The sequence below is a fragment of the Weissella koreensis KCTC 3621 genome, from assembly GCF_000277645.1.
In genome coordinates this window covers 58,366-71,247 of record NZ_AKGG01000014.1, presented here as the reverse complement: position 1 = coordinate 71,247, position 12,882 = coordinate 58,366, and the positions used below count along the sequence as shown (strand labels likewise).

The following is a 12,882-nucleotide window of genomic DNA, read 5'->3' as shown; positions in this document are numbered from 1 at the left end:
GTACTAATGCGAAAATATACACGCAATGAGTTAGTAAATATGAGTTCATTTCCAGGTTATAAGCGAGATTTATATAAACTAGCTTTACAGGATGGAATTCGATATACATTGGCGGAAGCTGATGCGTTGGTACAAGAATTTAAGGAGGACATGTTTTAATGGCTGGTGGAAATTGGAAAGATCAAAATAAAAAACTGCCTGGTACGTTTATTAACGTACGGACTGCTGCGCAAAATCCAGTAATGTCTGATGGAGATCGTGGAACTGTTTTGACATTACTATCTGGTCTGAATTGGGGGCCTGAAGGAATTGTAGAAGTAAATAAAGGGACTGACTTTATTTCTGCCTTGGGTCATGATTTAACTGATGATGCATTGACCGGTATTCGAATGATTTTAGCTAATGCTAATAAGGTATTAATTTTCAACGTTAATCCAGGTGTCAAAGCGACTGGAACTGCGGAAACGATTCCTTGGAAATTTGAAGCTAAGTTTAATGGTGCCGTTGGTAATGATGTAGCTGTGACTGTGGCAAGTGATGCGAATGATGCAACAAAGGCAATCATTACTACTACATTTAAGGGAGCTTTGATTGATAAACAATCAGCACGTAAGGCATCTGAATTCAATGGTAATAATTTTGTAGTAGCAACGGTAAAGCTTGACATTAATGACGACGGTTTGGAAATGATTTCAAACTTGGTTACCCCGGTAGCTATTCAAATGAGTGGAGGCGCTGCTGAAACCAGTGAATCAAGTCTTACTTTAAACGAAGTAAGTGACACAACTGCCACTGTAAATATCCAAGAATATTCAACAGGAGATGGTGCGGACCCAGTTACTGAATTCCAAAAGGCGATGGATACTTATGAATTCAATGTAGTTGTAGCCGCTAATTCATCTGATAAAGCGTCAATTAATCGAGTTATTGCTGCTGGAGTTGAACGATTGCGTGATGAACAGGGTCGTAAAGTTATGGCGGTTGTTCCGGCAAGTGCTGGAGTTGAAGCAGATTATGAAGGAGTCATTTCATTAGGAAATGCGTTAGTATTTAACGACTTGAAATTGACACAGGCTCAATCTGCTGGTTGGGTGGCTGGAGCGACTGCTGCTGCTGAATCTAATCAATCGCTAACGTATCGCCAAGTTAATGGGGCAACTGATGTGGATGTTCGTTTTACAGAGGAACAAGCAATTTCAGCTATCAATGATGGTCAAATGTTGTTCACTGCTTCTCGTGGAGCTGTGAAGGTGCTGGAAGATATTAATTCACTGCATACTTTTACTGATGATAAAGGAAAAGCATTTTCTAAGAACCGAGTAATGCGTGTTGTAGACGATATTGCTAATTGGGTTCGGATTAATTGGGAAGATAACTATATTGGTAAAATTACAAATAATTCCCAAGGACGTGACCTGTTCAAATCGGCTATTGCTACAAAATTAACTGATTTACAAACAGCACAAGCTATTCAAGATTTTGCTGTTGAAGACATTACAATTGCTCAAGGAAATGATAAAGATTCTGTTGTAGTTGGCTTGGCTGTGACGCCAACCGATGCCATGGAGAAGCTTTACATGGATGTAGTAGCAAACTAAGGAGGACAATATGACATTTAAAAAGCCTGGTGATGTAATTAATTCTCGATCAGGATTAATGATTATGACGGTTGATGGTGAGAATAGAACTCTTGCCGAATTGACTGAAGTAGAAGCACAAATAGAAGGTAATATCGAAGAAATTAATTTATTAGGACGGCGCATGAAAGCACATAAGTTGACTAGCCTTGAAGGTACGGGTTCACTTAATTTCTATCATGTTTCTAGTGATTTTTTGGTTATTTACAACGAATATAACGAAACAGGTATCTGGCCAGATATTTCTATTACCATGACTGTTGAAGATACGTCATCAAATACAGGAAAACAGGTTGTTCAATTAATAGGAATAACCTTCGCTCAAGCTGCAATCGGAAACTTAAATTCTGATGATGGCTTCCTTGAAGGTGAAACTGATTTCAACTTTGACGATTATAAGATTATTCAAACATTTGCATAATAAGGAGAATTAACATGACTGAAGAAAATAAGAACGTAAGCTTAGAAGCATGGTTGTTGCCTGAACAAGAAGATGAAACGGTTGAGTTAAAGGTTTCTGAAAAGCTTCCAAATTTCATTATCAAAAAGATTTCTGCAACTCGTATTAATAAGTTACGTAAGCAAGCAGAACGCCCCACAGGACGTGGTAAGCAACGTGAGGTTGATGGAGATGTCTTGTCTTCATTGCTAATCGGCGAAGCCGTTGTGGAACCTGACTTAAACAATGCAACAATTCAAGAACACTATGGAACAATGGGTGATCCAGATGCTACGCTACAAGCAATGCTGTCTGCTGGACAATATGGATCGTTATCAACGGCTATCAATGATTTCAGTGGTGGAAATTCAACTCTTGACGATATGGTGGCCGAAGCAAAAAAATAAGTAAGCACTCTGGTTTAGAGTTTAATTATTATTGGCGTGCAATGTTTGAATTTGGTTGGACACCCTCTCAATGGCTTTCATTTACTGTAGAGGAGAAGGCGTTAATTATTGCTGGATTCCAAAGGCATGATGAAGAACAAAAAAGAGAAGAGCAAAGAGCTAAATCAAAAGTAAAACATCATTAACGAACTAAGAGCATGGGAGGGATATTCGTTCCTACTCATGCTCTTTTTTTGTAGAAAGGAGTTTAAATGGCTAAAGAAGTCTCAACAAGATTAAGCTTGGTTGATAATTTTACAAACACTTTAGGATCGATTAATTCATCGTTAGGAAAGGGATTATCATCAATGAGTGCCTTTAGCAAAGGTACTACATCGAGCATGAATGGAACCAAAAATGGGCTTAATGAAGTTGGTTCAGCTGCCAATGAGACAGGTAGTATTTTTAAGTCCGTTTTGGGAGCAAATATAATTGGGTCTGGTGTTACCAAAGGTATTGGATTAGTTACGACTGGTATTCATGGAATGATTGAAGAGCTAAATAGTTCTTCAAAGGCATGGCAAACATTCGAAGGAAACATGAATCAGATGGGTGCGAGTCCAAAAGAAATCGCCAAAGCTAAGTCATCCATGCAAGATTATGCAACTAAAACCATCTATTCTGCTTCAGATATGGCGTCGACTTATGCACAATTAGCCGCCGTTGGAACTAAGAATACTGGTAAATTAGTTAAAGGTTTTGGTGGATTAGCTGCCGCTTCAGAAGATCCTACACAAGCAATGAAGACGTTGAGTCAACAGGCCACTCAGATGGCTGCTAAGCCTAAGGTTGCATGGGAAGACTTTAAACTTATGTTGGAGCAGTCTCCAGCTGGAATGTCTGCTGTTGCTAAATCCATGGGTAAATCCGCTGCTGAATTAATTGCTGATATACAGAATGGAAAAGTTAAAACACAGGATTTCTTTGATGCAATTTCTAAAACTGGAAATAATAAGGATTTCACCAAAATGGCTACTCAATTTAAAACAGTTGGCCAAGCTATGGATGGTGTCAAGGAAGAGCTTTCCAATAAATTACAACCATCATTTAAAAAGATTAGCGATGCTGGTATTAAGGCAGTGTCGGCAATTGGTAGCGCCATTGGAAATATGAATTGGGATGCAATAGCTGGTGGCGTTGATAAAGTATTGAATACTATTAGCAAGTTAATTAATTACGCCTCAGATCATTCAGATTGGATAGCTCCATTAGCAAGTGGAATATTTAAATTTGTAAAAGCCGCTGCCCCAGTGGCTGGCGTATTGATTGGTGCTTCTGGAGGAGTATTAGCTTTTAATAAAGCTTTGTCTGGTATTTCGACGGTGATGGGAGCAATTATGAAGCACCCCATTATTTCGCTAATAGTTGGTTTGGCCACCGCATTTATGTATGCATACCAAAATGTAAAACCTTTCCATGATGCTGTTGATAAAGCCATTCAAAAGATTGGTGAGTTAGCTGGTAAATTATCAGAATCTAAGGGATCGCTTGGTAATTTCGGATTTGCACTTGAAGCTCTTGGAGGAGTTATCGGAGCAATTGGCATCGCCAGATTAGTAAAAAAGTTTTTAGGTTTTAAAAAAGCTATGTCATCTACTAAGACTGCTGCCGAGGGAATGGCTGGTGGTCTTAAAAATGGTGCTAAAGGCACAAATAGTCTTAAAAATGGATTAAATGGATTGATGAAAGGAGCCAGTATTGCATTGATAATTGCATCATTAGCATTACTTGCAGCTGCTATAACTCCATTGTCTAAAACGGGATCACAAGGTGCTATTGCAATGATTGCTTTTGGTACTGCAGTTAGTATTATGGCGGCAGTTTTAGGCTCTATGGGTACAAAATTACAGACCAGTATGACTGGTATTTTAGCATTTAGTTTAGCTATATCTATGATGGCATTAGCTATGGCACCATTGGCGCAAACCGGAACGCAGGGAGCTATTGCAATGGCAGCATTTGGTGTAGTTATTGGTGGATTAGCTATTGTTATGGCATTAGTTGGACCTGCCTTAACAGCTGCATCAATTGGAATGTTGGCATTTGGCGCTGCTATTTTGATGGCTGGAATAGGTGTTGGAATAGCTAGTGCTGGAATGGCGTTATTGGCAACTCAGTTACCAATAATTTCTCAATATGGACTTAGTGCCGCATTGGGATTAGCAGCATTAGGATTGGCTGCAATTGGATTCGGAGTTGGTGCATTAGCTGCTGGTGTTGGATTGGTTGTTTTATCAGCTGGTCTTCTAATACTTGGAGTTGGTGCAACAATAGCAGCTGTGGGTATGGTTTTGCTAGGAGTTGCCACAATGGTTTTCGCAGTTGGAATTGCACTGGTAGGTGTAACCATTATGATTGTTGCCCTTGGGCTAACAATGATGTCTGCTACCTTACCGACGGTTGCATCTGGTTTAATGATGGCGACAATGGGAATGGTAATGTTTTCTGCTTCAGCAATACTTATGATGGCTATGTCAATTGTATTAGTTCTTGAATTCACATTGCTAGGTGTGGCTTCTTTGATACTTGGCGCTGGATTAATGGTTGTCGGAGCAGGAGCTATGGTTGCTGGTGCTGGATTTATGGTATTAGGCGCTGGTTTAATGGTTACGGCTGCTGCTATTGCTATGGTATCCACTGCTGTGATGATGATGTTTTCTACATTTGTGTCGATATTTAGTCAAATTGTTTCAGCTGTTACTTCGGCTATGAGTAATGTGGTTACGGCTGTTAGTAATGGTATTCACCAAGCTGTTAATGCAGTTAAAAATGTTGGGAGCTCCTTAATAAGTGCTGGTACAGATTTTGTTATGGGATTTGTTAAGGGTATTGAGGGAGCTATTGGAGATGCTGTTGCTGCGGCAGGAAAGATGGCAAAATCAGCCGTTGATGCTGCTAAGAGTTTCTTGCATATTCACTCACCATCTCGTGTAATGCGTGATCAAGTTGGTTATTATGTAGGCGCTGGTATGGCCGTTGGAATTGATGGATCAGCTTCAATGGTTGCTAAAAGTTCTACAAATATGGCAGAAAAAGCATATAGTGCAGCTTCTGCTGTATCTACACCTACATTGGCAGCACCACAAATTGATAAGATGGCAGAAGTTACAAATGTTGGATCAACATTGGCTAACGGGTTTATTCAAGCAACAAATGCATTGAGTGGATTCTTGCAACAGTTAACAGCGTTAAATAGTCAATACAATGTAGGTATTAGTGCAAGGACGAGTGAGGTTGGTGTGTCAACTTCACAATTAAAGCCCACATCTATTACGGGTAATAGTGTGCAAAATGATGAAAGAAATTCAAAAACAAGTTCAATTGTTATTGAAAAGGGAGCGATTCAAGTTGTTACGCCTGATCCTGAACGTAGTACTGAACAAATGATTCAAGAAATAGAAGATTTTTTGCTGAAGAGAGAAGACGGTAATTTATCTTTTGCTAGGGGGTAAAAATGGCAATTAGTTTATTTATAACTAGAAAAGATGGATCAGTTCATGAGATGCCAATGGTTCCTGAAACGATTAGTTACAGTAAAGAATCCGGCAATTCTCAAATTGATGTTATTCAATTAGGCGAAATTACACGGCTTGGAAATACAAAGTTATCTCGTATTGATCTAGATATTCGTTTGCCCGTAGATTTACGGGCTAATAAGTCATATATTACGGCTTCTAGATTAGAATGGGATAGCGGTAATAAATATCAAGATATGTTACATGATATTTTTGAAAATCATGAAGTGGCTAGGTTCGTCATTACAGATACATTTTTCAATGATGTATTTACAATTGAGAGTTATGAACCAACTCTTAATGAACAGGCTGGTATGTACACCGTATCGCTTAAATTAGTACAATGGGTCGATTATGCACCATTAATATTAACTCAGGCTCCAGTTCCAAAATCGCAACATGCAAGACCAACGCAGGTACAAAATCCTAGATCAAGTGGTGGAAATATTGGAGTGGGTTCAGTGGTAATAGTGAACGGTCAATTACATCGTGATTCATATGGAAGCGGGCCAGGATTAACGGAAGCCAATGCTACAAGAAAGGTTAACTTTACGGCTCCCGGACGTGCCTACCCATATCATGTAACGATGATGGATGGTGGTTGGCGTGGTTGGGTCAGTGCAGAATCAGTGAGGTTAGCATGATGGTTAGTAATGGTTATTTTTCAAATCAACAATCACATTTTACTGAAAAAATCACTAGGTTAACTGTTTGGAATTCAGCGTATAACGAAGATATGGACATGATCCGGAACGCTTCAGATGTTAAGTTACAGTATTCGATTGATGGTGCCACAACTTTGACATTCACAACCTTGAGATCATATTCATATAACTATATTCCTAACAGTGGAGATTTGGTTACTATGGACTTTGCTGGTAAACGGGTATTTACTGGTCGAGTATTCGTTCGAGAGTTATCGGATGATGTAAAATGGGCTATCACTGCATATGACAATATGCGCTATTTAAAAGGTACTGGTACGATTGTTTGGGGGGCGACGACATCTAGTCAACGCCTCAAAACTATCGCTGAAACATTAGGATTGCCTTACGAAATAAGGCATAGTAGTTTGACTGCTGCACCGGCAGAAGTATCTGATGGAGTTACTTTTTTCGATATGCTATCTAAAGCAATTGAATATGCCAATCATGATGGGAAATTTGTTATTTATGCAGATGAGTATGGTAAGTTGATCCATGAAGATGCTAGTTATTTGGATTATGGTCTGTTAATTGGAGATAGAAATGGGGCAATTGATTTTACATTTAAAGCCGATATTGAGGATTTGTATAATCAAGTCACTGTTACTAATGAAGATTCAGAGACAAAACAACGTACATCAAAAACAGCTAGTGATTATGAATCAATGGATAAATACGGACCATTATTTATGACAGAAAATGCCGATAGCAATACGAATTCATCTCAAATGTTAGATAAGGCTAAAAGTTTATTAAATGAAAAAAATAAGGAAAAAATATCGTTCTCTCTAAGTGCCATTGGTGACATGCGCTTTAGAGCAGGGACGATTTTTTATGTTGATATGTATGCGACTAACGCTATTGGTGTTGGTCAAAACAGACGAGTGTTTGCTACACAAGTTACACATACATTTGACAAAGGACACACTATGGAAATCGAGGTTGATTTACTATGACCCAAAAAAATAATGCTGGTAATTATTTGTTGTCAAAGTTAAATAGTAAAGGTGGAAAAGAGACTGATTATACTGATGAAGTTTTTGGCCAAGTAATCAGTACCTCACCGTTAAAGATATTAGTTGATTCTAGAATGACATTAACTGCTGAATTTTTAGAAGTGAGCATGTTGGCTAAACCATTATCTGTGAACGTTAAGATTCCAATTAAGGATGAAGATAATAAATTTGCTGAAGGGACAGTTAAAATTTGGAATGGTATGACAAGTGGCGATAAAGTGAGAATGCTTAGAGTTTCTAGTGGACAACGATTTGTGATTATGGAGGTAGTTTAATGTCTGAGTTAGATACAACGCCATTACCTTCAAGAACTTATCGAGTTTCTAACGGTCGAATTGTCATGATTGCTGATGGAGCTGAGGCGATGAACCAAGCGATCGATAAAGTATTGAGAACACCGAGATTTGAAGTGCCATGGCTTAGTCAACAATACGGAACTGACGTATTTCAATTAATTGGTCAACCAATTGATTATGCTAAAAGCGAAGTGGAACGTATGATTACTGAATCACTTTCTGTTGATGACAGAATTATTGATATTTCTGTCAATTCTATTGAACAAACAAGTAATACAGATTTGTTAGTTAAACTGACTATTACTACTATTTTTGGTGAATTTAAAAAAGAAACGGAGGTTAGTAAATGACAACGCCTAATGATTTATTAAGTGAATTGCAAAAACATAATTTTCAATATTTTATGGATATTATGTTAGAACGTGTTCCTGTAAATATGGACGTTCGTGAAGGGTCTGTTATTTATGACGCTTTGGCTCCTGTATCTTGGGCACTTGCTGAACAAAACATCAATATGGTGAATGTTTTACTAGATACTTACACTCAAACGGCAATTGGGGATGCATTAGATTGGCGTGGCGCTGAGAGGGGAATTGTTCGCAATATAGCTACAAAAGCTAGGGTCAAAGCATCGTTTAAGGACATGGAAGGTAATCCTTATAATCCTGAAGTTGGAACTCGATTCTCGTCAATTACAAATGATCAAACAGAACTAATTTATTATCAAGTTAGCGAAAATATTGTTGATGGTCAGGCTGAATTAGAAGCCGAAGCTGCTGGAGGTAATGGTAATTATTATCTTGGACAAATTCTACCAATAACTAATATGAATGGATTAGGCTATGCTGAAATTATCGAAATTACTGTCCCAGCACGAGAGGCGGAGAATGATGATGATTATCGAGCACGTATTTTGGATTATTCAAGCGTTGCCGAATACGGAGGAAACGTTGCGGATTATTTAAAATTTGTTGGTGAAAATGATGATATTGGTGCTGTTCAAATCTATCCAACTTGGAATGGTGGCGGGACAGTTAAAGTGGTGATCCTTGATAATGATTTAAAACCTGCCAGTGATACTCTAGTCAAAGAAGAACAAGAGATACTTGATCCGATAGAATTAAGTGGCGATGGATATGGAATTGCCCCAATTGGCCATACTGTAACTGTTGTTGCACCTGAAATTCATGCAGTAGCCGTGGATCTTACAATTGAAACAGCGACGGGGATTGATCCTGAAGATGTGGCAAATGAGGTTAAAGGAGCTGTTAAGGATTATATAGAAAATGAAGTTAAGTTAAATTGGGCTAATGCAACAGATACTAGAATTTATACAATGATAATTTATCGATCACAAATAACAGCTGCCATTTTAAAAAATACAACTTCAATTATCAACGTTCAAAAGGTATTAATTAATGGTAAGGAAGTTGATGAGATTATTAAAATGGATGCTAAAAAGCAGGAAGTTCCAATTACTGGTGAGGTGACTGTACATGCCTAGATTGATAAGGCTAATTGATTTAATGCCAACATATTATGATGAAGTTTTGGAAATGAATACTATTTTATCGGTTGAACAACCAATACTTGATGAACTTGAAGTAGTTATGGAGGAGCAAGCAGCTAATCAATTTGTCATGACGGCAGATGAAAAAGGGATCGGAGTATGGGAAACACTTGTTGGAATTAAAAGCGATAATAGTATGGATTTGGAGTCAAGGCGATACAATGTCTTGGCTTTAATTTTACCTGCAAATAGAATTACTATTCGATACTTAAGAAAGCTTTTAACGTCACTTAATATAAATGCAAATCTAACTGTAGATGGGCCTAATTTTAAAGTTAATGTCGATTTTTATTCGACAGATATGGGAGCATCAAAAAGATTAACTTCATTATTAAGGGCTTTGCTTCCTGCAAATCTTTCGTTTACTGCAATTAATAGTGGAGAAAGTTCAGAAAATACAACTATTTATACTGGTGTGGCTGGAATGTATAGCCGAATTAATACGAATAAGGGGGAAACCAATGGCTGAAAGTTATAACAAATGGTACATCACTCAAATGCAAATGAACGCCCAACAGGCGGCGACAAATGCAAAGAATCAAATTATTTTTAAACGGATTATTGCGTCATCTGATGTTTATAAGCAATCAGATTTGCAAACTTTAACAAACAGCGCAATTGGAACAATCAAGGTTAATCAAAGTGCACTGGTAGGGATGATTAAAATTGACCAAAATACCATAACTGTTGCTGCTAACTTTACTAATAGCGGACTAAAAGATGCTTACCAAATGAATACGTTATACTTAATCGCAGAGTACAATGGATCAGAATATTTGGCAGCTGCAACAACCGCTGTAAATCCATGGTACATGTCCGAAGAAAAACCAGATGAGCGTGTTGAATATACGTTCAAGGTTAAGATAGTAATTAGCAATACCGCTATTGTTAATACAACAATTGATCCAAATGTTGAAGTTTTACATGAAGAATTTGATGATTATAAAAAACATCAAGATGAACGAGATGTTGGTCAAGATGGTAAAATAACCGCTTTAGAAGAAGCTGATAAAAATAATGTTAAAATTACTGGAGAACAATCTATTGATGGCCCTAAGACGTTCATTCAAAAGATTCTTGGAAATATTTCAGGTACAGCTGGAGCAGCAATTAAGTTGTTGACCGGACGTAATATTACAACTAATCTAGCTTCAACTAGTGCAGCTAAATTTGATGGAACAGTTGATATAACTCCTGGAGTGTCCGGTATATTGCCTGTGTCTAACGGTGGAACGGGTACAAATAATGGTAAGACACCTAGTGCTTCTAGTGCTGATAAATTAAGTCAAGGTCGTAAAGTTCAGGTTGATTTAGCCTCTAATAATCCAATAAATTTTGATGGCACTGAAGATGCATACCCTGGTGTATTTGGTGTACTGACACCTTTTAATGGTGGAACTGGTAATACAACTGGTAATGCGCCGAGTGCTAGTAAATTAAATCCTGGGCGATATATTCGAACTGATTTATCTTCAACCAATACAGCAATATTTGACGGAACAGCAAATGTTACCCCTGGAGTTACTGGTGTATTACCTATTGCTAACGGTGGTACTGGACGGAGTGATGGTTTGGCTGATCCTTTAGGACGTTCAATTAGTTCTAATTCAGATTTGAATACTATAGTGAAGCTAGGATTTTATCATGCATCTCAAAATGCAACTGTGGCAACTTTTAAGAATAGCCCAACTAAGTATGCTTTTTCTATGGTAGTAGAGAGAAACGGTGCTGATGATGATGGAACGCCTACTAAATCAGGTTATGGTACTAAACAAACTTTAAGCGTCTACAACAGTTCAGATACTTATACTCGATATAATACGGGTGGGACTTGGAGCCGTTGGGTCAAGGTTCTTTTTGATTTTCCTAGGGCTATGTCAGGTAACTTCTCTGATATAAAATCTATCCTTACAGACATTCCAAAATGGTCAGGTCGTTGGTCCGCCTCTAATATGGCAATAGCTAACAAGCCTACAGGATTTGGAAATTATTGGGTTCTGGAAGTCATTCCTGGATATAATGCACAGAATGGGGTTCTAGTTGCTCACGACTATCAGTTAGGAAAACATAGTTTAGCAACAGTTAACAATGGAATATTGTCGTCTTGGACGTCGATTGGGGATGATACAAATACTGTGCATAAAAATGGTAACGAGACCATAAAAGGGGTTAAGAGTTTCGAAAATAATCTTCATATGATCAATCATCAGGCCATCTATTTTGACGCTCTTGAAGCTGACAAGATGAATACTCTGATGTATGCGACGCATCCTACAAAAAGTGGTAGTCCTGTTTTGCAGGTAATGTATGATTCCTTTGGACATATGCTTGGATTAGGTGCTGGTGGAACTACAATGGTTGGGGGAGGTGAGTCTGTTCTAACTTACATGAATCTTTTGAACGCAGGAGGAGCGAGACCTGCTGCGTTGAAAGATGTGGGGCCTAGCAACGAGCAACTATTACTAGCTTCCGACGGCTCTGTTATCATTCATTCTGGATATAATGCAGGAGGTACAACTGGAGCAACATGGCAGTTTGATTCTTCAGGTAATCTTCAACAATGGTATTCAGGGAAGTGGGTTAGTCGTATTAGTTCTAACGGAAATATGCTAGGTAACTTAGATGGTAATGCATCTAGTGCCACAAAACTTGCTACAGCTAGAACAATCGGTGGTGTTTCATTCAACGGAACAGCTAACATTAACTTACCTGGTGTGAATGTCGCTGGTAATCAAAGTACTACTGGTAACGCTGCAACTGCTACTAAGGCAGTAAGTGCTGATAAATTAACCACAGCTCGTAAAATTAACGGGGTTGCATTTAATGGAACAAGTGATATTTCTATCACTGATCCAAATGCCGTCCATAAAAATGCTGCACTCTCTATGAAAGAGTATTCTGTAAACTTTTTCGGAGCTACTAATGCACTTCAATTCCATGTAACTGATACTGGGGTTGGAGTAACAGTTGCTGGAACGTTGCACATGGCGCCAAGTAATGGTGGTGAAAAAGCTGGAGTTCAAATTCCAGCAGGAGTACCGCTTCCGCCTTATGATATTAGAATCCCATGGACTTCATGGGCTGGTATTGGGGGCGTCACACTTAGATCGGGATTTCATGGATTCTTTTTATTAAAGAAAGATTCAAGAGATATTTATTATAAGCAGCTATCGTTGAGAGAAAATGATGATAAGGACTACACTATATCAGCGGGAGTTGATACGAGTGGCTTTTATCCTACACATTAGTCAAAGGGAAG

At 38.3% G+C, this 12,882-nt stretch carries 13 protein-coding genes; all 13 read left to right on the top strand.

Annotation, left to right across the window (positions count from 1 at the left end; all coding sequences use genetic code 11):
• Positions 1-6 precede the first annotated feature (6 nt).
• Positions 7-159: a hypothetical protein gene (locus tag JC2156_RS08915; protein ID WP_006845682.1), complete on the top strand. Its 153-nt coding sequence runs from the start codon at positions 7-9 to the stop codon at positions 157-159.
• Complete coding sequence (locus tag JC2156_RS08610; protein ID WP_006845681.1) at positions 159-1,598, top strand: phage tail sheath family protein; 1,440 nt, start codon at positions 159-161, stop codon at positions 1,596-1,598. Before JC2156_RS08915 ends, JC2156_RS08610 begins: the two co-directional genes overlap by 1 nt.
• A gap of 10 nt (positions 1,599-1,608) precedes the next feature.
• Positions 1,609-2,058: a phage tail tube protein gene (locus JC2156_RS05725; protein ID WP_006845680.1), complete on the top strand. Its 450-nt coding sequence runs from the start codon at positions 1,609-1,611 to the stop codon at positions 2,056-2,058.
• Positions 2,059-2,072: 14 nt separating this feature from the next.
• Positions 2,073-2,483 (top strand): phage tail assembly chaperone, encoded by a 411-nt coding sequence (locus tag JC2156_RS05720; RefSeq protein WP_006845679.1) that lies wholly within the window; start codon positions 2,073-2,075, stop codon positions 2,481-2,483.
• 41 nt (positions 2,484-2,524) lie between these two features.
• Positions 2,525-2,668, top strand: a complete 144-nt coding sequence (locus tag JC2156_RS08910) for a hypothetical protein (RefSeq protein WP_006845678.1) — start codon at positions 2,525-2,527, stop codon at positions 2,666-2,668.
• 66 nt (positions 2,669-2,734) lie between these two features.
• Positions 2,735-5,974 carry a tape measure protein gene (locus JC2156_RS08605; RefSeq protein ID WP_006845677.1) on the top strand — a complete coding sequence of 1,080 codons (3,240 nt, stop codon included), beginning with the start codon at positions 2,735-2,737 and terminating at the stop codon, positions 5,972-5,974.
• A gap of 2 nt (positions 5,975-5,976) precedes the next feature.
• Positions 5,977-6,681: a hypothetical protein gene (locus JC2156_RS08600; protein ID WP_006845676.1), complete on the top strand. Its 705-nt coding sequence runs from the start codon at positions 5,977-5,979 to the stop codon at positions 6,679-6,681.
• On the top strand, positions 6,678-7,697 hold the full coding sequence (locus JC2156_RS05705; protein WP_006845675.1) for an XkdQ/YqbQ family protein: 1,020 nt from the start codon (positions 6,678-6,680) through the stop codon (positions 7,695-7,697). The genes JC2156_RS08600 and JC2156_RS05705 overlap by 4 nt, the downstream gene beginning before the upstream one ends.
• Positions 7,694-8,032, top strand: a complete 339-nt coding sequence (locus JC2156_RS05700; RefSeq protein ID WP_006845674.1) for a DUF2577 family protein — start codon at positions 7,694-7,696, stop codon at positions 8,030-8,032. Before JC2156_RS05705 ends, JC2156_RS05700 begins: the two co-directional genes overlap by 4 nt.
• Complete coding sequence (locus JC2156_RS05695; RefSeq protein WP_006845673.1) at positions 8,032-8,403, top strand: DUF2634 domain-containing protein; 372 nt, start codon at positions 8,032-8,034, stop codon at positions 8,401-8,403. Before JC2156_RS05700 ends, JC2156_RS05695 begins: the two co-directional genes overlap by 1 nt.
• Entirely contained in the window at positions 8,400-9,557 is a 1,158-nt protein-coding gene (locus tag JC2156_RS05690) for a baseplate J/gp47 family protein (protein ID WP_006845672.1), read from the top strand. Before JC2156_RS05695 ends, JC2156_RS05690 begins: the two co-directional genes overlap by 4 nt.
• Entirely contained in the window at positions 9,550-10,092 is a 543-nt protein-coding gene (locus JC2156_RS05685) for a putative phage tail protein (protein ID WP_006845671.1), read from the top strand. Before JC2156_RS05690 ends, JC2156_RS05685 begins: the two co-directional genes overlap by 8 nt.
• Entirely contained in the window at positions 10,085-12,871 is a 2,787-nt protein-coding gene (locus JC2156_RS09050) for a pyocin knob domain-containing protein (protein WP_006845670.1), read from the top strand. The genes JC2156_RS05685 and JC2156_RS09050 overlap by 8 nt, the downstream gene beginning before the upstream one ends.
• Positions 12,872-12,882: the final 11 nt, after the last annotated feature.

Bases quoted from the DNA above. Each gene is read 5' to 3' on its own strand.
- JC2156_RS05725 (WP_006845680.1), top strand. From the start codon at position 1,609: ATGACATTTAAAAAGCCTGGTGATGTAATTAATTCTCGATCAGGATTA.
- JC2156_RS09050 (WP_006845670.1), top strand. From the start codon at position 10,085: ATGGCTGAAAGTTATAACAAATGGTACATCACTCAAATGCAAATGAAC.
- JC2156_RS08610 (WP_006845681.1), top strand. From the start codon at position 159: ATGGCTGGTGGAAATTGGAAAGATCAAAATAAAAAACTGCCTGGTACG.
- JC2156_RS05695 (WP_006845673.1), top strand. From the start codon at position 8,032: ATGTCTGAGTTAGATACAACGCCATTACCTTCAAGAACTTATCGAGTT.
- JC2156_RS05720 (WP_006845679.1), top strand. From the start codon at position 2,073: ATGACTGAAGAAAATAAGAACGTAAGCTTAGAAGCATGGTTGTTGCCT.
- JC2156_RS08915 (WP_006845682.1), top strand. From the start codon at position 7: ATGCGAAAATATACACGCAATGAGTTAGTAAATATGAGTTCATTTCCA.
- JC2156_RS05700 (WP_006845674.1), top strand. From the start codon at position 7,694: ATGACCCAAAAAAATAATGCTGGTAATTATTTGTTGTCAAAGTTAAAT.
- JC2156_RS05690 (WP_006845672.1), top strand. From the start codon at position 8,400: ATGACAACGCCTAATGATTTATTAAGTGAATTGCAAAAACATAATTTT.
- JC2156_RS08600 (WP_006845676.1), top strand. From the start codon at position 5,977: ATGGCAATTAGTTTATTTATAACTAGAAAAGATGGATCAGTTCATGAG.
- JC2156_RS05705 (WP_006845675.1), top strand. From the start codon at position 6,678: ATGATGGTTAGTAATGGTTATTTTTCAAATCAACAATCACATTTTACT.
- JC2156_RS08910 (WP_006845678.1), top strand. From the start codon at position 2,525: ATGTTTGAATTTGGTTGGACACCCTCTCAATGGCTTTCATTTACTGTA.
- JC2156_RS08605 (WP_006845677.1), top strand. From the start codon at position 2,735: ATGGCTAAAGAAGTCTCAACAAGATTAAGCTTGGTTGATAATTTTACA.
- JC2156_RS05685 (WP_006845671.1), top strand. From the start codon at position 9,550: ATGCCTAGATTGATAAGGCTAATTGATTTAATGCCAACATATTATGAT.